Origin of the sequence: Eubacterium sp. CAG:161, from assembly GCF_000432355.1 — a bacterium.
In the GTDB taxonomy this organism is placed as follows: Bacteria; Bacillota; Clostridia; order Lachnospirales; family Lachnospiraceae; genus Eubacterium_G; species Eubacterium_G segne.
Genome location: NZ_HF991874.1, coordinates 100,269 through 127,024 on the forward strand (window position 1 = coordinate 100,269; position 26,756 = coordinate 127,024).

Below are 26,756 nucleotides of genomic sequence, written 5' to 3' on the forward strand. Positions count from 1 at the left end.
CAGTAGCAGCCACAGGAGCCATAAGGCTTCAAAATCAGACAGGGTTTGAACTTACAGGAAGAGATGTAATTGTTGGTTTTATTGACACAGGTATAGATTACACCAACAGTATTTTCAAAAATTCCACAGGACAAACCAGGATACTGGAAATATGGGATCAAAGTGACAGTTCAGGAAATATTCCGGATGGTTTTGATTATGGAAGCCTGTATACGGCAGTAGATATAAACAGGGCTTTAGGGGACACTAACCCATATAGTGTAGTACCTCACAGAGATGAAAATGGTCATGGCACAATAATGGCCGGAGTGGCATGCGGTGGCTATGACAGACAAAGGGATTTTGTGGGAAGCGCACCTGACGCATCCATAGCCGTGGTGAAATTAAAACCTGCAAAACAATATTTACGGGACCATTTTTTTATAAAGGATGGGGTGGATGCCTATCAGGAAAACGATATTATGCTGGCAGTTTCATATTTAATGGATTTACGAATGAGGTATAGCAGACCTCTGGTAATTGTTTTGGGAGTTGGAACGGGAAACGGAAGCAGAACGGGAGGTTCACCTTTAGCCCAACTTTTAGGGAAAATGGGGCAGATAATAGGAAACTGTGTTGTGGTATGTAGTGGAAATGAGGCAAATGCAAGACTTCATTATCAGGGAAGATTAGAAGATGGGATGTCGGAGGATGTGGAGTTTAGGGTAGGTGCAGATACCAAAGGCTTTGCTCTTGAACTATGGGGAAATACTCCTGACGTGTTTTCCGTATCTTTAATATCACCTTTAGGAGAAAGCATTCCAAGAATACCTGCAAGAAAAAATTATGGTCAGACTGTTAATTTCCTTCTTGACGGAACTACCGTAGAAGTAGATTACAGATTAGTGGAGTCCGGGACAGGAGAGGAACTTGTTTTTTTAAGGTTTATCAATCCCTCGGAAGGCATATGGGTTATAAGGGTATACGGAAATAACATATTAAACGGAGCTTACAATATCTGGGGAAATCTCAATCAATTTACGGAGAATATATTTTTCTTAAAGCCGGAACCGGAAGGAACCCTGACAGTGCCTTCAAGTGCCCAGAATATAATTACCGTAGGTGGTTTTGATAATCAAAGTAATTCAATATATCCTCCTTCAGGACGGGGATTTACAAGGGATAACCGGATTAAGCCGGATATAGTGGCACCGGCTGTTAGTGTATATGCACCAAATACCACAGGAGGCTTTACCGGAAAATCAGGTACATCCATTGGGGCAGCACTTACGGCAGGATGCTGCGCCCAAATGCTTCAGTGGGGATATGTTCAGGGAAACGAGCCTTATATGAGAACTAATTATATTAAAAATTATCTTATAAGAGGTGCAAAAAGAGAGCGGGATGTGGAATATCCAAGCCCTATATGGGGGTATGGAGAAATAAATGTATATAACAGCTTTCTTATTATTACAAGAACATGACATTATGGAAAAATATGTTGAAAAAAAGTTTATAACATAATATACTAAAATCAAATGTAGGGCGGATGAAAAATACATGATTAGAGAACATAGCGCATCAAACTTCTGAAGTCAGAATAGAGGTTTGGTGCGTTTATTTTATAAAATGAAAATAATTAAATGGGAGGAAAAATTTATGAAACACGGAGTAAACAAAAAAGCATTAAGAAAGGTATCCATATGGCTTCTTGTAATGACAATGCTGGTAACGGGATTTAATGGAAAATTCGTTTATGCAACACAAAAATCAAAAGAAAAAGTATCAAAAGGAAAGATACAGTATGTAAATATTGTAAATAAGAATACAATTAAGTTAGGGTGGAAAAAAATAGCCAAAACTAATAAATATCAAATACAATATTCTACAAATAAGAACATGAAAAAATCAATAATTAAAACAGTAAAAAAACGTAGAAGTTGCAAAGTATATAAATTAAAAAATAATAGAAATTATTATTTCAGAATAAGAGGAATAAAGGGAAAAGTGAAAGGAAAGTGGAGTAATATAAAAAAAGTAACATTAAATTCTAGCAGTATAGATGTCATAAATCTTATTAATTCAAAATACAATTTAAAACTGTCCTTAAATGCAAAAGTTATAAATTATAAGACTTGTGAAGAAAAATATGAGTTTAATGGGAAGAGTTATAAAGGATGCAGGATATTTGCAAAAATACAGTTAAGTGAGAATGATTTTGCCAAAACAGATAAACTCATTCAAAATTCAAAAAACAGCAGTTATAGCATTTATGATGCGGCTGTAGAAGAGATAGATTGGTGGAATTTGAAGAAAAAGGACATAATAAAGAGTCAGGACTTTTTCAATACGGTAAAGGTATTTGAAAATAAAGAGGATAATCAGGGAATAGTAATAAGGGGACATATGGAGGTTTACGTGGTGAAAAGTGTTAAGCAGAACTATAGGTTAGTTTATCTTTGCTATGAAGGAGGCTGATAGTATAGGTATATTGACCAACATAAAAAGGACGACATTAATGAAAATTCAAAATTGGGATAAATTTTGTAAAAAAAACATGAAAAATTTTCGAATGTGTAATAAACTGAGAATAGGTGAAGAGTTGACGGTAAGAGGATGAAAATATATAGCTAGAGAATATAATGCATCGAACTTCTGAGTCAGAAATAGGAGTTTGGTGCATTTTTATTAGTTAAAAGAGAATATGAAAGAAAAGTACAATATTATAAAAGTTATACGATTTGAGTTATGGCTGGGGGGTGTATGTTTATTAAGTTTGTAGTGGCTCTAGCTCTAAAAAACAGGATGATTAACGGGGCAAATTTAGAGATTATAATACTAAAGATTGGTGAAGACATTAACATTAAAAAGAGAATAGGTATGAAAATGCATTTAGTAATAATTTAAAGATGATGAAGTGGGCTAATAACAAGGACAAGAATCCGTTTGGGGGATTTAGAAGTATGAAAAAATGTTCTAGAACAAATAGATATTTTAAGAAGCAAGTTGATGCGTGAGAAGCATATTATTATTTCAAAAGACAATTATGCATATGAGATATTCTGCATAAGACTAGGATGAAAGAAATTTATAAAAAAATAAAATGGGAAAAATTTTTAATGGGAATAACTATACAATTTATTTTAACATGATTCTTACGTGTTTATAATATAGAACAGGTATGGATAATGTTTTGGGTATTATTAGTAATTTTATGGAGAGGGCAGGGAAGGAAATTTATTATTGCATTTTGGTATTAAGGAATATCATATTGAAGGTCTCATCTCATAGTATTTCAAGATAAAAAAGTTAGTTATAAAGTTACAGTGCCCTATTAACTACATTGATTGAAAATAATGCAAAGTGACTCAAAAAATAATTAGAGAGAAAGGAAGATCAATCAAAATCATGACGATTGAACTAGATGTGGATGATATGGAAATGATGTTAGAATTGTTAATTTGGGGGGATAATGTTCCAATAGATGAAATAGTTAATAGAATAAATGTAGAACCTACAGAGGTAATTCGTCAGGGCGATATATTGTATGTTGGACCTGAAAAAAATATTCAACAAATTCAAAAGGATAATATAATTATTTATTCTACAGGATATTTAAAGGCTAGAGATGTAAAGATACCTACACAAAAAATGTTAGGTATATGGGATAAGGAAAAAGATAAATTAAGAAAATATATCAAAAGTTCAGCATGTCATGTAAAAGTATGTCTGACTGTAAATATTTCAGAAAATCCAATTTTATATTTTTCTCATGAATTTATAGAATTTATTAATTATTTAAATGCTGAATTTGAAATTGATTCGTATTTAGAATATGATAACAAAAACAATGGAGTGATCTGCGATTCACAGTCTTAAAGTATAGGTATGGTTAATAAAAAAAATTACCAAATATTTAGTTTTTAGAAAAAGATTCTGCTTATAAAAATGAGTTTTGGACAAAGAAAGAAGAGGCTTTAATAAATAAAACACCTGCCCTTTATGTTTGAAATTCAGAAAATAAAAAGATTATTTGCCTGAAAGAGTATAGATTTTTTTTATAAACTGTATTAAAATGATTTAGTTAGTGTTGTTATACTAAAAATAAATATCATAGGAGAAAGAAAGATGAAATTATCAAAACTTGTTGGGGACAGATTTAAAGAAAGACCGGCAAACTGTCTTATTGACAGCCATGCATTAATGGTAAGAGGAGGATATATCAAGAATGTAGCAAATGGTATTTACTCACAGTTTCCCCCAATGAAGAAAATTTCACAGAAAATAGAGAATATTATCAGGGATGAAATGGATAAAATTGACGGACAGGAAGTATTGTTCCCTGTAACACTTCCGGGAAGTCTTTGGGAAGAGTCAGGCAGATACGAAAGTGTTGGTTCTGAATTATTAAGATTTACAGACAGAACAGGAAGCAAGATGGTATTGGGAATGACTCACGAGGAGGCATCAGTTCAGTTAGTTCGTGAATATGCTAACAGTTATGCTAAATATCCATTTATGATTTACCAGATTCAGACTAAATTCCGTGATGAGGCAAGACCTCGTGCAGGACTTATCCGTGTACGTGAGTTTACCATGAAAGATGCTTATTCATTCCATACATCTCAGGAGGATTTAGAGCAGTATTATCAGAGATGCTATGATGCATACAATCGTATCTTTGCAAGATGCGGAATACCTGAGGTAGCAGTAGTTAAGTCTGATTCAGGTATGATGGGTGGAAGCATTTCTCATGAGTATATGCTTCTTACAGCAGCAGGAGAGGATTCAATAGCTATTTGTCCTGAGTGTGGCTACAGTGCCAACGTTGAGGCTGCTCCAAGTATTGTTAAAAATGAAAATACAATAGCTAAAGAGGAATTAAAAGAGGTGGCAACACCGGGAACAGGAACAATAGAAGAACTTTGTGAGTTCTTACATATTCCTGCAGAGAATACGGCAAAAGCAGTTGTATATCAGAGAAATGCCGATGACAGCTATGTTGTAGCATTTATCCGTGGTGATTTAGATATTAATGAAACAAAGCTGACTAATGCTCTTGGATGTGAAATTCATCCGGCAGTTATTGAAGACGACAGCGTCCTTACAGCAGGATTTATCGGACCTGTAGGTATTAACGAAAAGGTAACGGTTCTTTTTGATAATTCTCTTAAGGATATAGATTATCTTGTAACAGGAGCAAACAAGGTAGATACCCATTACACAGGATTTAATGTTGAAAGAGATTGTCCTGATGCTAAATATTTTGACCTTGCAAAGATTGTGGAAGGTGGCATTTGTCCTCAGTGCGGAAAGCCTCATATTACAATTTCAAGAGGTATTGAAGTAGGAAATATATTCCAGCTGGGAACTAAATATTCAAAGGCTATGGGATTTAAGTATACTGATGAAAACGGTGAAGAGCAGTACCCTATTATGGGATGTTACGGCATAGGTGTGGGACGTATGGCAGCTTCCATATGTGAAGTACGTCATGATGATTATGGTCCAATCTGGCCTATTACAATTGCTCCATGGCAGGTACATCTTTGCTGCTTACGTTCAGATGATGGTGAGTGTAAGGAATTTGCTGATAATTTATACAATACATTACAGAATAAGGGAATTGAAGTTATTTATGATGACAGAAAGGCAAGACCGGGAGCAATGTTTGCAGATGCAGACCTTTTAGGTGTTCCTGTACGTGTAGTTGTAAGTCCAAGAAACTTAAAGGAAAGTGTTGTGGAATTATCTACAAGAGATAAGAGTATTCAGAAGAAGGTACCAATGAATGAAATTGAGCAGGAAGTTGATAATGTTATAAAGCAGCTTACCGACAGTATTTATGAAAAGGTAAAATAAAGTAATATATAATAAAAAGGGTGCAATGCGGGGGATAGTCCTGCATTGCACTCTTTTTATTTTTTAGAGTTCCGTAAAATGATAAATGGGTAGGCGTGGCGCCTACCCAAGTTACCATTAATGAAAACATATGACAGGAGGGACCTGCCATATGTCTGAACGTATTAACACGACCAATACGTTCAATTCCCTAAAAATGGGGAATGGAATGATAAGCGAGAAAAACTAAAAAACTTAACATTCCTCTCTCACAATATACATAATAAAAGGAGAGGAGACTAAAAATAGTCTCATAAAAAAAATAAAAAAATTAAAAACAATGAGTAAATAACTTCCCTAATAATTCCCTATAAATTCCCTATAAGTTATTTACAAGTTAAATAATAACCATAAAACGTGAAAATTTAGTGTTTATATTGTAAAATAATTGTTACAATAAGAAATAATAAGAAGAAATAAGACAAAAGGAGAAATAAAATATGTACAAAATGATTGCATTGGATATGGATGGAACGTTGTTAAATTCACAAAAGAAAATTTCAAAGGCAACTTTAGAGGCAATAAACAAAGCATTTAATGCCGGTAAGGAAGTGGTTTTATGTACAGGAAGATGCATACCGGAATTACAGGAATATATTGAACAGATAAAAGACCTGAGATATATTATCGGCATAAGTGGAGCTTTAGTATATGATTTAAAAGAGAAAAAAGAGATTTATATAAACAAAATACCTGAAAATCAGGTGGATATAATATTTGATGCCATAGAAGGAGTGGATGTTTTGCCACATATCTTATCAGAAAAATCATTAGTTCAAAAAGGTCAGATGGAGAATATGGAATATTATGGAATGGGGGCGTACAAGTCTTTATTTGAAAAGGTAGCAACACCTGTAGATAATATCGCAGAGTATTCCATAAAAAATAAGGTAAATGTATTAAAGCTTAATTTATATCATGCATTTCAGGAAGATCGTGAAAAAACAAGAAAAAAACTGGAAAAAGAAAACCTTGTTATGGTAAATGCGGAAAAAACATCTCTTGAAATTTCAGCTGCAGGAACTACCAAGGGAACCGGTTTAGCTAAGTTATGTGACTATTTAGGCATAGATTTAAGTGAGGTTATATCTGTAGGAGATGCAGATAATGACTTAGATGTGTTAAGCAAGGCAGGACTTGCGGTAGCCATGGGAAATGCTAATGATAATGTTAAGAAAATATGTGATGTTACGGTAAGGGACTGCGACCATAACGGCTGTGGCGAAGCAATTGAAAAATATTTGTTAAGTGAATAAAGTTTATTTGACAATTCCTGTCTGCAATAGTACAATGGGTGAAAATGAAAATGATTTTCAAATTTGAAAAGAGGTACTATTGTGGCAGGAAAATATAAAACAAAGCAACAGGCAGCTATAAGGGAATGCCTTGAATTAAATAAAGACAGTTATGTTACTGTTAGTGAAATTGAAAAATATCTTAAAAATAATAACTATTCTGTAGGTCTTACAACTATTTACCGCCATTTAGAGAAAATGGAACAGGATGGAATTGTGGCACGAATTAATGTGGAAAAGCAGACGGGAGCATGTTACAGATACATTGCAAACGAGGCTGAGGACGGATTCTACATTGAATGCGAGGAATGTGGACAGGTAGAAAAGATGGAGTGCCATCATTTAGCAGAGCTATACAATCATGTAAGTGTGGATCATCATTTCAGTATTAATCCTAAAAGAACGGTTTTTTATGGAAAATGCAGTAAATGTTCAAAATAAGGGAGAATGAAATGAAGATTAAGAAAATAACTGTGTGGATGATTGTTATGGCAATGGCTGTTTTAACGGTAGGATGCGGTAATAAAATCCCTCATAATGAAAAAGAAAATAAAATAAAGATTATGACAACGCTGTTTCCTTATTATGATTTTGCAAGGGCAGTTACAAAGGGAATTGATAATATAGAGGTGGAGCTTTTAGTATCACCGGGACAGGATGACCATTCCTTTGAACCTACACCTGCTGATGTGGTGAAAATAAATAATGCAGATGTTTTTATTTACAATGGCGGAGGGTTGGAAACATGGGTCAGCACTGTATTAGAATCCCTTGACAATAAAAGCCAGACAGTAATAAAAATGATAGATTGCGTGAAACCGGAAATAGAGGTGGCAGCAGAGAAAGAAGAGCGGGAGAAGGTTTTTGCAGTAGATGACCATGACCACGGTGATGAAAATCCGGAGCATGAGGATGAACATCATCACGAAATCGATGAGCATATATGGACATCACCTGTTATGGCACAAAAACTGGTGGAAAATATATGCCATAATCTGTCGGAAAAAATGCCTGAATATAAGGATGTATTTAATAAGAATTCTAAAGACTACATTAATGAGATAAAAAATGTTGATAAGGAAATCAGAAGTATTACAAATAAAGCACATAAGAAAGAAATTATTTTTGCTGATAAATTCCCTCTTAAATATTTTGCCCTGGAATATGGACTTAAATATTATGCGGCATTTGATGGCTGTAGCGGAGAAATGGAGCCTAGTGCCAAAACAGTAGCTTTTTTAATAGACAAGGTTAAGGCAAAGGATGTTCATGGAATTTTTTATTTGGAATTAAGCAGTCAGGCAATGGCAGACGTTATATGTGATGATACAGGAGTAAAAAAATATCAGTTTAATTCCTGCCATAATATAACGGAAAAACAGTTTAAGAAAGGCATAACTTATGTAAACCTTATGAAGGAAAATGCCAATGTTCTTAAAAAGGCACTAAATGTTAAGTAGACACAGGGAGTTAAAAATGAATATAGAATGTAAAAATGTAACATTAGGATATGAAAACAGAATAGTTGCAAAAAATGTAAATTTCAGTATAAATCAGGGAGATTATCTTTGCATAGTAGGAGAGAACGGAACAGGAAAAAGTACCCTTATTAAGACTTTGTTAGGGCTTATTAGTCCTTTGCAGGGAAAGATAAGTATTAACGCGGAAAAGAGCAAAAAAGGTATAGGATATCTTCCACAGCAAACCCAGGCACAAAGGGACTTTCCGGCAAGTGTGTGGGAGGTTGTGTTGTCAGGAGTGCTAAACATAAGGCATAAAAGTCCTTTCTACAGCAAAGAGGATAAAAAAGAGGCAATGGTTAATTTGAAAAAATTAGGAATTGCACACTTAAAAAAGCACTGCTACAGGGAACTTTCAGGTGGTCAGCAGCAAAGGGTATTATTGGCAAGGGCATTATGTGCCACAGACAGCGCCCTTATTTTAGACGAGCCGGTAACCGGTTTAGACCCGGCGGCAGCATTGGAATTTTATGATACAATCAAGGAATTAAACAAGGAGGGAGTTACCATTGTAATGGTAACCCACGACATAAAAAACGCACTGACATATGCTACCCATATTCTTCATTTAGAGCAGGAAAATGACTTCTTCGGAACAGTGGAAGAATATAAGAAATCCAATGTGTCAAACATGTTTTTAGGAGGTGGCGAAAATGCTTAGTCAGATGTTTTCATATGAATTTATACAGAGGGCTTTCATTGGGGGCGTATTAGTTTCCCTTTGTGCGGCACTTTTAGGAGTAAGCCTTGTCTTAAAGAGATATTCCATGATAGGTGACGGGTTATCTCATGTATCCTTTGGAGCATTATCCATTGCGGTAGCCTGTGGATTCGCCCCTATTAAATTTGCCATTCCTGTAGTTATTGTGGCAGCATTTTTGCTCCTTAGATTAGCGGAAAACGGCAAAATGCGAAGTGATGCGGCAATTGCCATGGTATCGGCATCGGCACTTGCCATAGGTGTAATTGTAACCTCACTTACAACAGGTCTTAGCACAGATGTATATAGTTATATGTTTGGAAGCATACTTGCCATGTCAAAGGATGATGTGGTAATTAGCGTGTGCTTATCAGCAGTGGTTATTGTAATGTTTATATTCTGTTATCACAAAATTTTTGCAGTAACCTTTGATGAGAACTTTTCAAAGGCTACGGGAGTTAAAGTGGGAAACTACAATACCCTTATATCAATTTTCACGGCAATTACCGTGGTAATCGGAATAAAAATGATGGGTGCCATGTTAATATCAAGTCTTATTATATTCCCGGCGCTTACATCAATGAGAATATTTAAGTCATTTATCAGTGTAACTATCTGTTCGGCAATTTTAGCAGTTATAAACTTTACCATAGGACTCATATGTTCATATGTATTTTCAATACCGGCAGGAGCTAGCGTAGTGGTGGTAAATTTAGCTGTGTTTATTATTTTTGGAGTAGTTTCCGCCGTAAAGAAACGTGTATAGTTAGGTTATATAGGATTTGGAGGCAGTTATGGATGTTGAGAAGTTTTTAAATAGTTTAGATAATTTATTTGAAAAGAAAAAAATAAATGAAGTTCCGGTTTTTTTGGAGGAAAATTACAAGGAGGCTGTAAGGGAAAATGACCTTTCTGCTCAGTTTACCATTCTAAATGAAATGATGGGATTTTTCAGGGATATTAGTGAGTATGAGAAATCCATTAAGGCATGTCATCAATGCATTGACGTTATGCAGAAAATGGGAATACAGGGAAGTGTCCATTATGCAACTTCCCTTCAAAATATTGCCAATGCCCACAGAGCAGCAGGATTGCTAAAAGAAGCACTTCAGTATTATATGGAGGCTTTTAAAATATACGAAAGAAACATTGATAGTAATGATTACAGATTTGCAAGTTTACATAACAACATTGCCCTTTTATATCAGGAAATAGGAGATTATGAAACAGCAGTGGCACATTTGAAAAAAGCTCTTTCTATTATTAAAAATATACAGGGGGCAGAAATAGAGGTTGCCACCACTTATTCTAATTTAGGGGCATCTTTAGTGGAATTAGATAAAGTGGATGAAGCCGTTGAATATTTAAATAAGGCTTTGAAAATATACCGCAGGGATGAAGTTAAGAACTTCCATTATAGCGGGGCATTATGTGCCATGGCAGGGGCAATGTGTAAAAAGCACCAGTACTATGAAGCAGAAAATTTATACAGGGAAGCTTTAGGGGAAATAGAAATTAACATGGGAAAAGGAACAGCTTATAAAATTACCAAAGATAATTTGGAAAAGGTAGAAAATAAGCTTAAAAACATAGAAGGAAATTTAAACAGGAATACGGAAAAAAACATATCGGGGTTGCAGCTTGCCAAGGGCTTTTATGAAGAATATGGAGCACCTATGATTGCTGAAAAATTTAAAGAATATGAAGATAAAATTGCCGTGGGATTTGTGGGAGAAGGTTCAGAACGGTTTGGATTTGATGATATTTATTCAAGAGACCATGATTTCGGTCCGGGATTTTCCATGTGGGTAACTAAGTCCACTTACGACTTTATAGGGGAAAAACTTCAGGCAGAATATGAGAAGTTGCCTAAAGAATATATGGGTGTCAGACGAATGGACACTGAAATGGCTAAAGGCAGATTGGGAGTATGCCTTATTGGAGACTTTTACGAAAAATACACAGGTTACAGACAAAGTCCCGAAAAGGTTTCCCAGTGGATAGATATTGATGATGACAAGTTAGCAACAGTGACTAACGGAGAGGTTTTTAGAGATAATGAGGGTATTTTTACAGATATACGAAATCACTTCAGAAGTCAGCCGGAGAAAGCAAGAATCATTAAGTTAGCCAGAGAAGTGTCAAAAATGGCACAGACAGGTCAAAGTAATTATGGCCGTTCAATGGCAAGGAAAGATTATGTTAGTGCCAATATATGTATATCGGAGTTTATTAAAAGTACCATGCACTGCATATATATTTTAAATGGCATGTATTCTCCGTATTACAAGTGGATGGCAGCAGGAATTAAGAAGTATAAACTTATGCCGCAGGTTATGAATTTATTAGAAGAATTGTCGGTATTAAACAGCCAGAAGGCGGTATGGGATAATTATGCTTATGATAATACCTCATATAATAAAGAAGATAAGGCGGCAGTTATTATAGAAGAAGTTGCCAAAATGATAATAAATGAGCTTAAGAATCAGAGAATTGTTAATAATATAAATTCTGATTTTCTAAATGATTATGTGCCGGAAATTGTAAGCAAGGCAGAGTTTGACAGGGAAAAGGTAATTAACGATATTATTCATTTGGAATTTGACGCTTTTGACAAGGTAAATAATAAAGGGGGCAGGGCACAATGTCAGGATAACTGGCCGGTGTTTTATGTAATGAGAAAAAGCCAGTACCTTACATGGACAGATGACATGCTTATTACAATTAGGGATTTGTGGCTTGATAATAAGGAAAAAGGCATAAATATGATTACTGAAAAGTATGGCAGAATGATGGAAAGTACGGTGCCTGAGGAATATGAGGAAATTAAGGATAATTTCCCACCAAAATCTGAAAAAGCAAAGGAAATCGTAAATCAGATTGCACAAATTCAGGTGGAATGGATGAAGGATTTTGCCAAAAGCTATCCGAAGCTTGCAGCTAATGCAAGGGATATTACCAGTGATGCTGACTATGAGTATAATGCCAGCTATGAAACCTACTTAAAGGGAGAGCTTTTGACATACTCAGACAGGCTTCTGCTTATGTATGCAGATTTTATTGTGGATTTATATAAAAACAATAAAAACTTAGCAGAAATGACTATTGAAAACACTGCTAAGATGCAGGGTTACAAAAGCTTAGAGGAAGCAGAAGCAAGTCTTAAATAAATACCTTAATTAATTAAAATATCCGTTGAAAGCAATCATTTTATATACTATGATATAAGGATGTCAGGTAACAAATAAGAGATTTATGGAGTGGAGAAGATTATGGCATTTTTACCGATTTCAAAAAAAGATATGAAAAAGCAGGGAATTAAACAGCTGGATTTTGTATATATTATAGGTGACGCTTACGTGGATCACCCATCCTTTGGTCATGCCATAATCAGCAGGGTTCTTCAGGCACATGGATACACTGTGGGGATTATTTCACAGCCGGACTGGAAGGACGACAACAGCATAAATATTCTGGGAGAACCAAGGCTTGGTTTTTTAATAATGAGTGGGAACATGGATTCCATGGTAAATCATTATTATGTTTCAAAAAAACGAAGGGAAACAGATGCCTACACTCCGGGAGGAGTTATAGGGAAAAGACCTGACCATGCAGTAGTTGTATATTCAAATCTCATTCGCAGAACTTATAAGAATAAGCCTGTTATTATAGGAGGAATAGAGGCAAGCCTTAGAAGAATGGCACATTATGATTACTGGAGTAACAGCTTTAAACATTCTATTTTGTTAGATTCCCAGGCTAATCTTATTTGTTATGGAATGGGTGAAAAATCCATAGTTCAAATTGCAGATGCATTGGATAGCGGAATGGATGTTAAGGATATTACCTATATACCGGGAACGGTTTTTAAAACAAGAGATTTGTCTTTAGCATATGACCCGATTATCCTTCCTTCTTTTGATGAGATGAAGGAGGATAAGTTAAATTATGCCAAAAGCTTTAAGATACAAAGTGAAAATACAGACCCTTATAATGGAAAAACATTAGTGGAACCATACCCTAACGGAGTGTATGTGGTGCAAAATCCACCTCAGGAGCCACTTACCCAAATGGAAATGGATGATGTTTATGATTTGCCATATGAGAGAACATATCATCCTATATATGAAAAGGATGGAGGCATACCTGCTATTTCGGAAATTAAATTTTCCATTACAAGTTGTAGGGGATGCTTTGGGGCATGTAGTTTTTGCGCATTAACATTTCATCAGGGAAGAATTATTCAGACAAGAAGTCATGAGTCTATTATAAATGAAGCAAAGAAAATAACGGAAATGCCTGATTTTAAAGGGTATATTCATGATGTGGGAGGTCCTACAGCCAACTTTTACCATCCATCATGTAAGAAACAGCTTACTTCAGGTGTTTGTAAAAACAGGCAGTGTTTGTGGCCGACTCCGTGTAAAAATTTAGATACCGACCACAGTGAATATTTAAAATTACTTAGAAAACTTCGGGAACTTCCCAAAATTAAGAAGGTTTTTGTCCGTTCAGGTATCAGGTTTGATTATATTATGGAGGATAAGAACGACAGGTTTTTCAACGACCTTGTAAGATACCATATAAGCGGGCAGCTTAAGGTGGCACCGGAGCATATTTCCGATAAGGTTTTATCTTATATGGGAAAGCCGCCTCATTGTGTTTATGAGAAGTTTATAGACAAGTATTATAAAATGAATGAAAAAGAAGGGAAAAAACAGTTTGTTGTGCCTTATCTTATGAGTTCCCATCCGGGTTCTGATATGAAGGAGGCAGTAAAGTTAGCTGAGTATTTAAGGGATATAGGCTATAATCCCCAGCAGGTTCAGGATTTTTACCCGACACCATCTACCATGTCTACGGTAATGTATTACACCGGAGTTGATCCAAGAACCATGGAGCCGGTGTATGTGCCTAAAAATCCTCACGAAAAGGCTATGCAAAGGGCATTGATGCAGTATCGTAAGCCTGAAAATTACAAGCTGGTAAAGGAAGCACTTCATATTGCAGGCAGGGAAGATTTAATTGGTTTTGATAAAAAATGCCTTATAAAACCCCGTCAGATAAAGAAGGAAAGAGCTGCCGTAAAAAAAGGAAAAAGAAAATAAAAAGTCTCTGTAAATATATGTTAAAAAAAGACATATACAGGGTTGACCATAGAATTTTTGAAATGTAGAATAGATAGAGAAAGAGAGGTATTAAGTAATGGATATTAAAGTATTACAAAAAGATATGATTGCAGCCATGAAGGCTAGAGATAAAGCTAGAAAGGAATCAATTTCAGCATTGATTCAGGCGGTAAAGAAAGCAGGGATTGACGCAGGATGCAGGGAGGATATTCCTGAAGAAATGGTAAATAAAGTTATTTTAAAGGAATTAAAGACAGTTAAGGAACAGATTGACAGCTGCCCTGCCGACAGAACAGATTTAATTGAAGAGTATCAGGCAAGATACGATGTGTTTAATGAGTATGCACCAAAGCTTATGAGTGCAGAAGAGGTAGAAGCTGAACTTACTGAAAAATTCGCTGATGTTATTGCTACAAAGAACAAAGGTCAGATTATGAAAACTGTAATGCCGGCATTTAAAGGAAGAGCCGACAGAAAAGTTATAAACCAGATAGTGGCAAAGCTTTGCCAGTAATACATTTAGCGGGAGGAATATGAACAGATGACAAATAATAGAGCATTTAAAGCACGCTTTGTATCATTAGTGCTTATTATAGTACTTGTATTAGGGCTTTCTTCCAGATATCCTTTAGGAGCGTTAGCCACAGTCACCGGTGCGGCTCCTATAGATTTGGGAGTAACATATAATTTTGCCAACTTTAATGCAGCATCGGCATATGGCACCGTGAAGCTGGTTACCAATGAGAAAGCTTCATACGACTTATACTGGGGCGACGGAGAAGGTAACAAATTAAAATATGATAACATTGAGTTTACGGAATTTGGCACAATCACTACAGACGAGGTAAATAATAACAGTGAATATCAGGGCAGTTATCGGATTACCTCTCCATATTTAGTTATACCTGAGGGAGCAAAGGAAGTTCTTGTTTATAAAGAAGAAACCAAAACTCCTTACAAGTGTGACATACCGGAAAGCAAACAGTTTAATGAGGGAAAGGTTTCCTATAGTTTTGGTCTTATGAGTGATGTTCACTTTAACAGATATAATGACTATTCACAGGATGATTCAGTACCGGCTTTTAATAATGCCCTTAAATTTATAAACGACAGAAATATTGATTTTGTAGGAATGACAGGAGACTTAAGTAATCAGGGTGAGGATGATTCCTACAAAAAATTTAATAATGCCATAAATAAATATCCCGGCATGACGGTTTATACATGTATGGGAAACCATGATGTTTCCTGGACCGGAAGTCAGGAAGCACATGTTAAGTCTTTTGCAAAGCAGGTTAATACTAAAAGGACTTCTGACAAAAATATCCGTACAATAAGTTCTAACGGTGTTGATTTTGTTTACGAAAAAAATGGTGATATATTTATATTTTTCAGTCAGACAAGGGGATTTTACAGAAAAAATATTTCTATTGTAAGCGAGCAGCAGCTTAACTGGCTGGAGAAAAATCTAAATACATATGCCAATAAAAATGTTTACCTGTTTTTCCACACATATTTTGCAGATGAAAAGGGAGATGCAACAAAGGCTGTGGGAAACCTTAAAAATCCGGGGGGATACACTTATGACTTGACATATATATTTGGAAATTCTGATGAGGTAAGATTTAGAAAACTTTTAAATAAGTATCCAAATGTTACTATGTTTAGCGGACATTCCCACTGGGCATATGACCAGCAGAAGTATAATTCTAATTTAAATATTGGAAATATTAATAAAAAAGCTACCGGAGCGTCCCTTGTTCATATAGCAAGTGTCAGTGCACCTCGTACAATAGAGGAAAATTCAACCACCCGTGAGGAAAACAACGGCTTAAAGTCTCAGGGCACCATTGCCCTTAAGTATTCTGAGTCTACGGTTTATTTAGGGGTTGATTTTAAAGAAGGAAAGTATTTAGCATATGCATCTTATTTAAATAAAGATGGAAAGAAATCCACACCTAAGCCGGCACTTAAAATTGCTAAAGCAAAGATATCTTCTGTAAGCAAAGCTAAAAAATTATCAAAGAAGTCTAAAAAATATAAGGTTTCAATAAGATACAGAAAAGTGGATAATGCCACAAAGTACCAGGTGCAGTATTCTACTAACAACAAATTTAAGAAGGCTAAAACCAAGACCGTAAAAACCAACAGATATACCATAAAGGGTCTAAAGAAAAATACAAGGTATTATATCAGAGTAAGAGCAGTGGGGTATCAGTTTGGCTACAAAATAACCGGTAGCTGGTCAGCGACTAAAAAGGTTAAAACCGGAAAATAGTTAATGCAAAATAATAAATAAGGTTAAGAAAGAAGTTTTAGATATAATGAGCAAAAGTAAAATTGTTATTAAAAAGAATATAAAACTCATAAATAATAAAACTATCCGGACAACTAGGAAGATAAAGAATCATACTAAGATACATTTTAGAGGAAGAGTGAAGAAGAGGTCTGGCATTAGAAGATTAAATCCCGTTAAAAGGATAAGTTCAGCTAAGGGAGCAAATCTTGCTGATAAGCCAAAAACATCCGCTGCAAAAGGTGGCAGAAAAATCACTACCGGAAGACTTCTTATAATTGATGTTGCAATAATTCTTGTTATTTTTGGCATGTTTGGGATTATTAGATATATTAAAAATAGCAATTATGAGTACGTAGTTGATTATGACAAACTAAGTATTGCAGGCAAGTGGTACAAGGTTGATTTGGATGAAATAACCGTTGTCTCTTTTACTGAGGGTGGTAAATATGAAGAAAAGGATTTGTCTGGAAATAAGATGGATTCAGGTTCTTATACCATAGAAAATCATAAGCTTAAACTGGGAAATAAGGCTATTTACATGAATTATTTTGATGAAAAAGAGCAGTTTAAGGATGTAATAGATAAAGATAACGTATCGGAATATGAGCTTCGGAAGTATTTTTACACGGAAGATAAGGACAATGACAGGATTGATTATTTCTCCCGGGAGGATAGTGCGGCAGACCAGTTAGAAGCTAATCTTTCAACCAACAGGTATTATGAAAAATCAGGAATGGTTGACGATAATGGTTTCGCAATTGACGGAGAGGGAAATCTTTTAGCATATGTTGGAAATGCAGCAGAAATTACTATTCCGAAGGAAGTAAATACAATAGCCGAAAATGCCATGTCCGCTGACTATCAAAGAGGATTAAATACGAAAAAAGTTACAATTCCTTCTAATGTTAAAAAGATAGAAAGCGGAGCATTTTCTTTTTCTAAAATTGATACGGTAGTAATTGAAGAAGGTGTAAATGAAATAGAAACATGGGCTTTTGGTGACAGTGAAATAAAGGATATATATTTCCCGGAAACTGTGGAAAATATGCAAAAAGGAATATTTGACACAGAGGAAGGCTTAGAAGGCTTGACGATTCACTGTAAGAAAGACTCACAGGTGGAGCAGTTATTTAAAGACAATCCACCTACCGGAAAATATACAATTGAAGAATATTAAAGGGAACATCAAAGTTTTAGAGAGTTTGTCAATTTATAGAAGAGTTTATTTAAAGGGTCTGGCGATGCCAGACCCTTTAAAAATTCTCACCACATTTTAAATAGATTTAACATTAACGTGACATTGCTTTTTACATAAGTCTAATATTATACATCGTGAAAGGAAACAAATAATTGATTTTTTAAAGGAGAAAACAAAATGAGAAAGAAATTTTTAGCAGTTATGACTGCAGCAGTTATTACAACAATGGCATTTACAGGATGTGGAAGTTCATCAAATGATAAGACAACAGATGCAGGAACAAATGCATCAACAGCACTGACCGGAGACATTTCAGTTATCTCAAGAGAGGATGGCTCAGGTACAAGAGGAGCTTTCGTAGAACTTATGGGAATAGTTGATGATCAGGATAACGACATTACAACCCAGACAGCAGAAATCACAAACAGTACATCAGTAATGCTTAAGACAGTAAGTCAGAATGAAAAGTCAATCGGTTACGTATCTCTTGGTTCTTTATCAACAGATGTTAAGGCACTTAAGGTTGACGGAGCTGAGGCAACAGCAGAAAATGTTAAGGCAGGTTCATATAAAGTATCAAGACCATTTAACATTTGCTACAAGGAGGATAAGCTTTCAGATTTAGATAAAGACTTCATTTCTTATGTAATGAGCGAAGAAGGACAGAAGATTGTAAATGATGAAGGATATATTGGACTTACTCCGGAAGGAAAATATACAGGCAGCAAGCAGAAGGGTAAGATTACATTAGCAGGTTCAACATCAGTTTCACCGCTTATGGACAAAATCAAAGATGCTTACACAGCAATTAACCCTGATGTAACAATTGAAATTCAGGAATCAGGTTCTTCAGCAGGTATCCAGGCAGCTACAGAAGGTGCAGCACAGATTGGTATGTCATCTAGAGAATTGAAGGATGAAGAATTATCAGCAGGTCTTACATCAAAACAGATTGCAATGGATGGTATCGCAGTTATCGTAAACAACGCTAACCCATTAACAGATATTACAAGTGACCAGATTAAGGGAATTTATACAGGTGAGACAACAAAGTGGGAAGACGTTAAATAGTAAATGATTTTTCAGGATTGCACCGTACCATTTTAATGGGCGGTGCTTCTTGCATAGTCAGTTAAGGAGTAATTATTTTGAATAAAGGATTAGAATTCTTAATGAAAATAGTATTTCTTGTATGTGCATGTATATCAATTGCGGCAGTTGTACTTATTTGTATATTTATGTTCGCTAATGGTATGCCGGCAATACAGGAAATAGGGCCTATCAAATTTCTTTTTGGAACGGAATGGAAGCCGGGTCAGGGAATATTCGGTATAGGTCCAATGATTATTGGCAGTATTTATGTTACTGCCGGTGCAATGATAATAGGTGTACCGATAGGTCTTCTTACTGCAGTATTCCTCGCAAAATACTGTCCCTCTACATTATATAAAGTAATAAAACCTATCATTAACCTGATGGCCGGAATACCTTCTATTATATATGGTTTCTTTGGTTTAGTAGCGATAGTTCCGGCTATTCAGGATATATTTGGTACCAGCGGAAAAGGGATTCTTGCAGCATCTATCCTCCTTGGGATGATGATTCTCCCAACCATAATTAACACTGCGGAATCATCTATAAGAGCAGTGCCGATCAGTTATTTTGAAGGGGCACTGGCGCTGGGAGCAACAAAGGAAAGAAGCATATTTAAAACAGTGATACCCGCTGCTAAGTCAGGAGTTATGTCAGGAATAATTCTTGGAATGGGAAGAGCAATTGGTGAAACAATGGCGGTGGTTATGATAGCAGGAAACCAGCCGATTTTCCCGGACAGTATTCTTAGTGGAACAAGAACCCTTACAACTAACATTGTGTTGGAAATGGCTTATTCCACAGGATTACACAGAAAGGCACTTATTGCCACGGCGGTCGTATTATTTGTATTCATTTTAATAATAAACGTATGTTTCTCGATTTTAAATAGAAGAAGTGAGAGTTAAGGAGAATGGTTATGAATAAAGTAAAAGAATATTTGAGAAAGCCGGGCTCGTTAATTATGCTCATTTTAATATTATTAGCCGTTACAATTACGGTGGCATCAATGATTTATCTGGTTATATACATACTTGTAAACGGAATCCCATATATAACACCGGATTTATTTGCATGGAAGTATAATACAGAAAATGTATCAATGACGCCGGCAATTATAAACACAATTATAATGGTATTTTTAACACTGTTATTAGCAGTACCTATTGGAATTGCAGCAGCAATATATCTGGTAGAATACTCAAAGAGAAACTCAAAATTAGTTAAGGTAATAAGACTTACAACGGAAACATTAGCAGGTATTCCTTCTATTGTATTTGGTCTTTTTGGATTTATTGTATTTGTATTATTACTTAAGTGGGGAAACTCACTGTTAGCAGGTGTACTTACCCTTACCATGATGGTTTTACCAACAATAGTAAGAACTACCGAGGAATCTCTTTTGGCAGTTCCTGATATGTTTAGAGAAGGAAGCTATGGACTTGGGGCAGGAAAGCTTAGAACAATATTCGTTATTGTTCTTCCGGCAGCAATCCCCGGAATATTATCGGGAGTAATTCTTGCCATTGGACGAATTGTAGGAGAAAGTGCAGCTCTTATATTTACAGCAGGAACAGTGGCAGAAGTGCCAAAGAGTCTGTTTTCATCTACCAGAACCCTGGCGGTACATATGTATTCGCTGTTAAATGAAGGATTGTACACTAATCAGGCATATGCTACGGCAGTAATACTTCTTGTAATTGTATTAATTATTAACGGACTGTCAGGTCTGGCAGCAAAGAAAGTTGGGAAGGAATAAAAAATGGGAAAATTTGACATACAAAATATGGAACTTCACTACGGTGATTTTCATGCAATAAAAAATGTAAATCTTAATATACCGCCAAATGAAATAACGGCATTTATCGGACCTTCAGGATGTGGTAAATCAACAGTTTTAAAATCGCTTAACAGAATGAATGATTTAGTGCCGGATTGTAAAATTGAGGGTCTTATAACATTAGACGGTGAAGATATTTATAAAAACATGGATGTAAATATTCTTAGAAAGAGAGTAGGAATGGTTTTCCAGAAACCTAATTTGTTCCCAATGAGCATATATGACAATATTGCTTACGGGCCTAGAACCCACGGTATTCACTCTAAAGCTAAGTTAGATGAGATTGTGGAGAAAACACTTAAGCAGGCAGCAATCTGGGATGAAACAAAGGATAAACTTAAAAAGAGTGCTTTGGCAATGTCAGGTGGACAGCAGCAGAGATTGTGTATTGCAAGGGCATTGGCAGTTAATCCGGAAGTAATTCTTATGGATGAGCCTACATCAGCTCTTGACCCTATTTCTACATCCAAAATAGAGGATTTGGCTGTGGAACTTAAAAAGGATTACACGGTAATTATGGTAACCCATAATATGCAGCAGGCAGCAAGAATATCAGACAAAACAGCATTCTTTTTATTAGGTGAAGTAATTGAATTCGGTGATACAGAGCAGATGTTCTCAATGCCTAGGGATAAGAGAACAGAAGATTATATAACAGGAAGGTTTGGTTAATTATGAGAAATAAATTTGATGAACAGTTGCATAATCTTAATGATGAAATGATTAAAATGGGAAAATTATGTGAGCAGGCTATAGCTGCTGCAATTAAAATGGCAATGGACCATGCCAATGAGGAATTAAAGGCAGAAGTTCTTGATACGGATGCTGAAATTGACAGAAAAGAAAGAGTTATTGAAAATATCTGTATGAAGCTTTTACTTAGACAACAGCCGGTAGCAAGGGATTTAAGAGTGATTTCCTCAGCCCTTAAAATGATATCGGACATGGAGAGAATTGGTGATCAGGCATCAGACATAGTGGAACTTGCCAAATACATAAAGGACAGCAATTTAAAATATCAGGTACATTTAAATGATATGGCAAATGAGGTTATTAAAATGGTAACTTTAAGTGTTGATTCCTTTGTAAGCAAAGACTTAGATAAGGCAAAAAGTGTTATTTTAAGTGATGATGTAGTTGATAACTATTTTGATGAAATAAAAAAAGAACTTATTTCTAAAATTGCTGAAGATACTGAAGGTGGAGAGGAATGTATTGACACTCTTATGATTGCCAAGTATTTGGAAAGAATTGGTGACCATGCCACAAATATTGCCGGATGGGTAGAATACTCCATTTTAGGAACTCATTATGAAGGTGAATAATTAATTTATAATTTGACCTAAAATTTACATAGGATTAACTTAAAAATTACAAAAGAGGATTATTCTGGAATAAAGGAGGACGGTAAGATGGTATATTTAGTCGAAGATGACAGCAGTATAAGAGAACTGGTTGTATATACATTAAATAGTACAGGAATACAGGCAGAAGGCTTTGAAAAACCATCGGATTTCTGGAAAGCCTTAAATACAAAAATGCCGTCGTTGGTTATTCTGGATGTGATGCTTCCGGAAGAAAGCGGTATAGAGATACTTCAAAAACTGAGAAAAAATCCCATGACGGAAAGGGTTCCGGTAATTATGGCAACAGCCAAAACCAGTGAATATGATAAAATAAACGGTTTAGAAAGTGGAGCTGATGATTACATTGCAAAACCTTTTAGCATGATGGAAATGGTAGCAAGGGTTAAGGCACTTCTAAGAAGGTCGGAATTTAACAGCTATCAGTCAGATTACACAATAGACAATCTATATGTGTGTCCGGCAAAGCATATAGTAAAGGTGGATGGTAAGGAAGTAATTCTTACTTTAAAGGAATTTGAAATGTTATGTCTTTTAATAAAAAACAAAGGAATTGTCCTTACAAGAGATCAGCTTTTAAATAAAATATGGGGTTACTCATTTGACGGAGAAAGTAGAACAGTAGACGTACATATTCGTACATTGCGCCAGAAACTAACCACTGCAGGCAATGTAATAAAGACTATACGTGGTGTAGGATATAAAATAAGTAATAGTTAAGAGGAATAAAAATGATAAGAATAAAGAAAATGAGCAAAAGGATTTTTCTTAATATGTTTATCATTTCTTCTGTTGTAATAGCATTAACTACCATTCTAACTGTAGTAATCGTTTACAAAAGTTTTTCAAATCAAAATATTGCAGCCTTAAAGGGCGAATTAACGGCCACATCAAGCGGAGTAGAACTGAATGGTGTGGCCTTTTTGAAATCTTTAAGTGTAAAACACAGAATAACGTTAGTAGATAGTTCCGGCAAGGTGTTATTTGACAATAGAAATGATATTAACAGTTTAGGAAATCATAATGACAGGGAAGAAATAAGGGAAGCAAGAGAAAATGGTACAGGTTATTCTGAAAGATACTCTGATACACTATCAAGGAAAACAATAAATGTAACAAAGCTTCTTAATAACGGAGATGTACTAAGATTGTCGAAGGATATGTCTACAGTGTGGTCAACACTTATGGATACAATATTTCCCATGATATGTGTTATGGTTTTTGCCATTCTTATAGCGGCATATATGGCAGGAAGGGTTTCAAAGGCAGTAACCACACCAATAAATCAAATCGATTTAAATGAACCTGACAGGGAAAAGATATATGATGAAATTGAACCTTTAATAGATAAAATCATAAAGCAAAACAATCAGATAGATAAACAGATAGAGCAGCTTAACATGGAACATGAAAAGCAGGATAATTTAAGGCGGGATTTTACTGCCAATGTATCCCATGAATTAAAAACACCTCTTACTTCCATATCCGGCTTTGCGGAAATAATTCAAAACGGAATGGTGAAAGAGGAGGATATTACAAGATTTGCAGGAAAAATACATTCAGAGGCGCAAAGATTAATTATTTTAGTTGGTGATATTATTAAGCTTTCCCAATTAGATGGCAAGGATATTGCCGTGAAAATGGAACCAATTGATTTATATGAAACAAGTCAGGCAGTTATGGGACATTTAGAGGCGGCAGCGGAAAAGAGAAATATCAAAATGTTTCTTTCAGGAAAGCATCTGGTAATTACCGGGGCAGAGCAGATTATTGAGGAAATGATATTTAATCTGATTGACAATGCCATAAAATATAATAAAACCGGTGGAAAAATCTATGTGAATATTTTAAAAAATGACGATGGAATAAATTTGTCGGTGGAAGATACGGGAATTGGAATAAAAGACGAGGATATCGGGAGAATATTTGAAAGATTTTACCGGGCAGACAAAAGTCATTCTAAGGAAATAGGTGGAACAGGACTGGGGCTTTCCATTGTAAAGCATGGCGCCAATTTTCATAATGCCAAGGTTTTTGTTAAGAGCAAATACAAAGAAGGAACAAAAATCACCATTTTATTCTAAATTTTTCGCAAATTTAACTTAGATTTTACATTACAAATAATTACAATTTACAAGGCACCTATACTATAAAATTAAAGAAACAAAAAGAAACCAAATATTTTATAGTGGAGGGAAAAATGAACATATTTAATTTTTTATCGCTAATAGGTGGTCTGGCACTATTTCTTTATGGAATGAACATTATGGGAGAAGCCTTAGAGAAGCGTGCCGGTAATCAGTTAAAGTCAATTTTGGAAAAACTCACATCCAGCAGATGGAAGGGATTCCTTCTTGGAGCAGGGGTGACTGCCATAATACAAAGTTCATCAGCCACTACTGTTATGGTAGTAGGATTTGTAAACTCAGGTATTATGACACTTAAACAGGCTATTGGAATAATAATGGGAGCCAACGTTGGTACAACCATTACAGCCTGGATATTAAGCCTTACGGGAATTACCAGTGACAACATTTTAGTAAGCCTTTTAAAGCCAACATCATTTACACCGATTTTGGCAATGGTTGGAATAATTCTTGTAATGGGAAAGAAAAATTCAAAAAATGCTGATTTAGGAAACATATTATTAGGATTTGCAGTGCTTATGTTTGGAATGGAGGCAATGTCATCGGCAGTAAGTCCTCTTAGAGAGGTTCCTCAGTTTCAACATATTCTTACAATGTTTAGTAATCCTGTATTAGGTGTGTTAGCAGGAGCTGCCCTTACTGCAATTATACAAAGTTCATCAGCATCAGTTGGTATTTTGCAGGCATTAGCATCTACAGGAGCAGTAAGTTATGGCAGCGCCATTCCTATTATAATGGGACAGAACATCGGAACATGTGTTACTGCAATGATTTCTTCTGTTGGAGCTAATAAAAATGCCAAGAGAACAGCTGTTGTTCACCTTACATTTAACATTATAGGAACAGCGGTAATACTTACGGTATTTTGTATAGTAAACAGTCTTATACATTTTTCTTTTATAGATGAAAGTGCCAGCTTGCTTGGCATTGCAGTAATACATTCGTTATTTAACATTTTATGTACAATGTTGTTATTCCCATTTGCAAATCAGTTGGAAAAGCTGGCATGCTTTATTGTGAGGGATGCAAAAGTTGGAGATTCTCTTCAGTTGTTAGATGAGAGGCTTTTGGCAACACCAACTATAGCTATTGAACAGTGTAAGAAACAGGTTCAGACTATGTTTGACAAAACAATACAGGGTGTTAAATCTGCCTGCCAATTAATAGGTGAATATAGCGAAAAGAATTTTGAAAACATAAAAGATTGCGAAAAGGAAATTGATAAATATGAGGACAAGTTAGGCACATATCTTGTACATGTAAGTAAGCAAAATTTAAGTGAACAGGATAGCCGTGTGGTAAGCGAGTTACTTCATATTATCGGTGATGTAGAAAGAATTTCCGACCATTCTGTTGGAATTGCAAAATCAGCAGAAGAGATTGCTGAAAAGAAGTTGAAATTTTCTGATAATGCTTCAAAAGAAATAAGAAAAATGATAGCAGCGGTAGCTGAAATTTTGGAAGAAACTAATATGGCGTATATAAATAATGATGCAGATGCTGCCGTTTCAGTTGAGGCAATGGAAAGGGTGATAGATAAGCTTAAACATGAACTAAAGAAACGTCATATAGACAGGCTTAAAAAAGGTGAATGTACTATTGAACAGGGATTTATTATGACTGATATTATTACTGCACTGGAAAGAATATCAGACCATTGTTCTAACATAGCCGGATGTGTTGAGGAAATTGCCCACGGCAGTCTTGGACTTCATGAGTATAGCAGGGAAATTGACAAAATGCCGGGAAGTGAGTTTTACAACATATATAAAGATAAGCTTAGTAAATATACAGCAGAATTGTAAGGAGGCACTATTATGCATGAAATGTATGGAGTTATATGGAAGGTTGCATTAAGGATACACGAATTTTTGCCGGTGTCAAAAAGAGGATGTTATCTGGCATTAAACACTTTATTATGGTGTTTAATGGGAATGATACTATATGGAGCTGCCATTTTATTGACACCATACATATTTAGCACATTATATTTTTTTGCAACAGCAGGTTATCTGGGAATGATAATGGGATTCGGTGGAGGTTTCATGTTCATCCTGCGAAATACCCAGCCGGATGATTTGGAAAATTAAGAAAATATATAAGGTTAAAAAATGTTAGCATTTTAAACCGAAAATTATAGTGTAGCAGCAAAAGTCACCATGTTATTGAGGGTATCATTTAAAAATATTCTTGTCAATGACAACTAAGATTGTTAAATAAAAACGAAAATATATAGAACGCAGATAAACAGGCATACAAAAGAATAAACAGCTTAGAATTGTGTGTAACATA

At 35.3% G+C, this 26,756-nt stretch carries 23 protein-coding genes; all 23 read left to right on the forward strand.

The genetic code is table 11. The features are described 5' to 3' along the window. Positions 1–1,463: S8 family peptidase (locus Q5O30_RS10545; protein ID WP_302674699.1), on the forward strand; the 1,463-nt coding region annotated here is incomplete at its 5' end. Between the two features lie 175 nt (positions 1,464–1,638). After that, complete coding sequence (locus Q5O30_RS10550; protein ID WP_021953710.1) at positions 1,639–2,457, forward strand: fibronectin type III domain-containing protein; 819 nt, start codon at positions 1,639–1,641, stop codon at positions 2,455–2,457. A 930-nt stretch (positions 2,458–3,387) separates the two neighbouring features. Beyond that, a complete protein-coding gene (locus tag Q5O30_RS10555) occupies positions 3,388–3,858 on the forward strand; it encodes a DUF4279 domain-containing protein (RefSeq protein WP_021953711.1) in 471 nt (156 codons plus the stop codon). Positions 3,859–4,107: 249 nt separating this feature from the next. Next, positions 4,108–5,841, forward strand: coding sequence for a proline--tRNA ligase (locus Q5O30_RS10560; protein ID WP_021953712.1), 1,734 nt, complete (start codon positions 4,108–4,110; stop codon positions 5,839–5,841). A 479-nt stretch (positions 5,842–6,320) separates the two neighbouring features. Next, the gene (locus tag Q5O30_RS10565; RefSeq protein ID WP_021953713.1) at positions 6,321–7,136 is read left to right on the forward strand and encodes a Cof-type HAD-IIB family hydrolase; all 816 of its coding nucleotides are present in this window, start codon (positions 6,321–6,323) and stop codon (positions 7,134–7,136) included. An 81-nt stretch (positions 7,137–7,217) separates the two neighbouring features. Then, on the forward strand, positions 7,218–7,616 hold the full coding sequence (locus tag Q5O30_RS10570; RefSeq protein ID WP_021953714.1) for a Fur family transcriptional regulator: 399 nt from the start codon (positions 7,218–7,220) through the stop codon (positions 7,614–7,616). 11 nt (positions 7,617–7,627) lie between these two features. Next, entirely contained in the window at positions 7,628–8,635 is a 1,008-nt protein-coding gene (locus Q5O30_RS10575; protein WP_021953715.1) for a metal ABC transporter solute-binding protein, Zn/Mn family, read from the forward strand. A gap of 16 nt (positions 8,636–8,651) precedes the next feature. Further along, positions 8,652–9,356: a metal ABC transporter ATP-binding protein gene (locus Q5O30_RS10580; protein WP_021953716.1), complete on the forward strand. Its 705-nt coding sequence runs from the start codon at positions 8,652–8,654 to the stop codon at positions 9,354–9,356. Continuing rightward, positions 9,349–10,161, forward strand: coding sequence for a metal ABC transporter permease (locus Q5O30_RS10585; RefSeq protein ID WP_021953717.1), 813 nt, complete (start codon positions 9,349–9,351; stop codon positions 10,159–10,161). The genes Q5O30_RS10580 and Q5O30_RS10585 overlap by 8 nt, the downstream gene beginning before the upstream one ends. 28 nt (positions 10,162–10,189) lie before the next feature. Continuing rightward, complete coding sequence (locus Q5O30_RS10590) at positions 10,190–12,565, forward strand: DUF4125 family protein (RefSeq protein ID WP_021953718.1); 2,376 nt, start codon at positions 10,190–10,192, stop codon at positions 12,563–12,565. 102 nt (positions 12,566–12,667) lie between these two features. Continuing rightward, the gene (locus Q5O30_RS10595) at positions 12,668–14,503 is read left to right on the forward strand and encodes a YgiQ family radical SAM protein (protein ID WP_021953719.1); all 1,836 of its coding nucleotides are present in this window, start codon (positions 12,668–12,670) and stop codon (positions 14,501–14,503) included. A gap of 97 nt (positions 14,504–14,600) precedes the next feature. Further along, complete coding sequence (locus Q5O30_RS10600; RefSeq protein ID WP_021953720.1) at positions 14,601–15,038, forward strand: GatB/YqeY domain-containing protein; 438 nt, start codon at positions 14,601–14,603, stop codon at positions 15,036–15,038. Between the two features lie 27 nt (positions 15,039–15,065). After that, positions 15,066–16,802 carry a metallophosphoesterase gene (locus Q5O30_RS10605; RefSeq protein WP_021953721.1) on the forward strand — a complete coding sequence of 579 codons (1,737 nt, stop codon included), beginning with the start codon at positions 15,066–15,068 and terminating at the stop codon, positions 16,800–16,802. A 157-nt stretch (positions 16,803–16,959) separates the two neighbouring features. Further along, positions 16,960–18,000 carry a leucine-rich repeat domain-containing protein gene (locus Q5O30_RS10610; RefSeq protein WP_302674700.1) on the forward strand — a complete coding sequence of 347 codons (1,041 nt, stop codon included), beginning with the start codon at positions 16,960–16,962 and terminating at the stop codon, positions 17,998–18,000. Positions 18,001–18,198: 198 nt separating this feature from the next. Next, on the forward strand, positions 18,199–19,092 hold the full coding sequence (locus Q5O30_RS10615) for a substrate-binding domain-containing protein (RefSeq protein ID WP_021953723.1): 894 nt from the start codon (positions 18,199–18,201) through the stop codon (positions 19,090–19,092). A 101-nt stretch (positions 19,093–19,193) separates the two neighbouring features. Then, complete coding sequence (gene pstC, locus Q5O30_RS10620; protein WP_021953724.1) at positions 19,194–20,021, forward strand: phosphate ABC transporter permease subunit PstC; 828 nt, start codon at positions 19,194–19,196, stop codon at positions 20,019–20,021. 5 nt (positions 20,022–20,026) lie between these two features. Continuing rightward, a complete protein-coding gene (gene pstA, locus Q5O30_RS10625) occupies positions 20,027–20,872 on the forward strand; it encodes a phosphate ABC transporter permease PstA (RefSeq protein WP_118589118.1) in 846 nt (281 codons plus the stop codon). 3 nt (positions 20,873–20,875) lie between these two features. Next, the gene (gene pstB / locus Q5O30_RS10630; protein ID WP_021953726.1) at positions 20,876–21,625 is read left to right on the forward strand and encodes a phosphate ABC transporter ATP-binding protein PstB; all 750 of its coding nucleotides are present in this window, start codon (positions 20,876–20,878) and stop codon (positions 21,623–21,625) included. 2 nt (positions 21,626–21,627) lie between these two features. Continuing rightward, the gene (phoU, locus tag Q5O30_RS10635; protein WP_021953727.1) at positions 21,628–22,278 is read left to right on the forward strand and encodes a phosphate signaling complex protein PhoU; all 651 of its coding nucleotides are present in this window, start codon (positions 21,628–21,630) and stop codon (positions 22,276–22,278) included. Positions 22,279–22,365: 87 nt separating this feature from the next. Next, positions 22,366–23,037, forward strand: a complete 672-nt coding sequence (locus Q5O30_RS10640) for a response regulator transcription factor (protein WP_021953728.1) — start codon at positions 22,366–22,368, stop codon at positions 23,035–23,037. Between the two features lie 11 nt (positions 23,038–23,048). Further along, positions 23,049–24,401 (forward strand): cell wall metabolism sensor histidine kinase WalK, encoded by a 1,353-nt coding sequence (locus Q5O30_RS10645; protein WP_021953729.1) that lies wholly within the window; start codon positions 23,049–23,051, stop codon positions 24,399–24,401. A gap of 116 nt (positions 24,402–24,517) precedes the next feature. Further along, on the forward strand, positions 24,518–26,269 hold the full coding sequence (locus Q5O30_RS10650; protein WP_021953730.1) for a Na/Pi cotransporter family protein: 1,752 nt from the start codon (positions 24,518–24,520) through the stop codon (positions 26,267–26,269). Between the two features lie 12 nt (positions 26,270–26,281). Then, the gene (locus tag Q5O30_RS10655) at positions 26,282–26,554 is read left to right on the forward strand and encodes a hypothetical protein (RefSeq protein ID WP_021953731.1); all 273 of its coding nucleotides are present in this window, start codon (positions 26,282–26,284) and stop codon (positions 26,552–26,554) included. The last annotated feature ends 202 nt before the right edge of the window (positions 26,555–26,756 follow it).

Coding starts and splice junctions, on each gene's coding strand:
- Q5O30_RS10550 (WP_021953710.1), top strand. CDS start 1,639: ATGAAACACGGAGTAAACAAAAAAGCATTAAGAAAGGTATCCATATGG.
- Q5O30_RS10555 (WP_021953711.1), top strand. CDS start 3,388: ATGACGATTGAACTAGATGTGGATGATATGGAAATGATGTTAGAATTG.
- Q5O30_RS10560 (WP_021953712.1), top strand. CDS start 4,108: ATGAAATTATCAAAACTTGTTGGGGACAGATTTAAAGAAAGACCGGCA.
- Q5O30_RS10565 (WP_021953713.1), top strand. CDS start 6,321: ATGTACAAAATGATTGCATTGGATATGGATGGAACGTTGTTAAATTCA.
- Q5O30_RS10575 (WP_021953715.1), top strand. CDS start 7,628: ATGAAGATTAAGAAAATAACTGTGTGGATGATTGTTATGGCAATGGCT.
- Q5O30_RS10580 (WP_021953716.1), top strand. CDS start 8,652: ATGAATATAGAATGTAAAAATGTAACATTAGGATATGAAAACAGAATA.
- Q5O30_RS10585 (WP_021953717.1), top strand. CDS start 9,349: ATGCTTAGTCAGATGTTTTCATATGAATTTATACAGAGGGCTTTCATT.
- Q5O30_RS10590 (WP_021953718.1), top strand. CDS start 10,190: ATGGATGTTGAGAAGTTTTTAAATAGTTTAGATAATTTATTTGAAAAG.
- Q5O30_RS10595 (WP_021953719.1), top strand. CDS start 12,668: ATGGCATTTTTACCGATTTCAAAAAAAGATATGAAAAAGCAGGGAATT.
- Q5O30_RS10600 (WP_021953720.1), top strand. CDS start 14,601: ATGGATATTAAAGTATTACAAAAAGATATGATTGCAGCCATGAAGGCT.
- Q5O30_RS10605 (WP_021953721.1), top strand. CDS start 15,066: ATGACAAATAATAGAGCATTTAAAGCACGCTTTGTATCATTAGTGCTT.
- Q5O30_RS10615 (WP_021953723.1), top strand. CDS start 18,199: ATGAGAAAGAAATTTTTAGCAGTTATGACTGCAGCAGTTATTACAACA.
- pstC (WP_021953724.1), top strand. CDS start 19,194: ATGAAAATAGTATTTCTTGTATGTGCATGTATATCAATTGCGGCAGTT.
- pstA (WP_118589118.1), top strand. CDS start 20,027: ATGGTTATGAATAAAGTAAAAGAATATTTGAGAAAGCCGGGCTCGTTA.
- pstB (WP_021953726.1), top strand. CDS start 20,876: ATGGGAAAATTTGACATACAAAATATGGAACTTCACTACGGTGATTTT.
- phoU (WP_021953727.1), top strand. CDS start 21,628: ATGAGAAATAAATTTGATGAACAGTTGCATAATCTTAATGATGAAATG.
- Q5O30_RS10640 (WP_021953728.1), top strand. CDS start 22,366: ATGGTATATTTAGTCGAAGATGACAGCAGTATAAGAGAACTGGTTGTA.
- Q5O30_RS10645 (WP_021953729.1), top strand. CDS start 23,049: ATGATAAGAATAAAGAAAATGAGCAAAAGGATTTTTCTTAATATGTTT.
- Q5O30_RS10650 (WP_021953730.1), top strand. CDS start 24,518: ATGAACATATTTAATTTTTTATCGCTAATAGGTGGTCTGGCACTATTT.
- Q5O30_RS10655 (WP_021953731.1), top strand. CDS start 26,282: ATGCATGAAATGTATGGAGTTATATGGAAGGTTGCATTAAGGATACAC.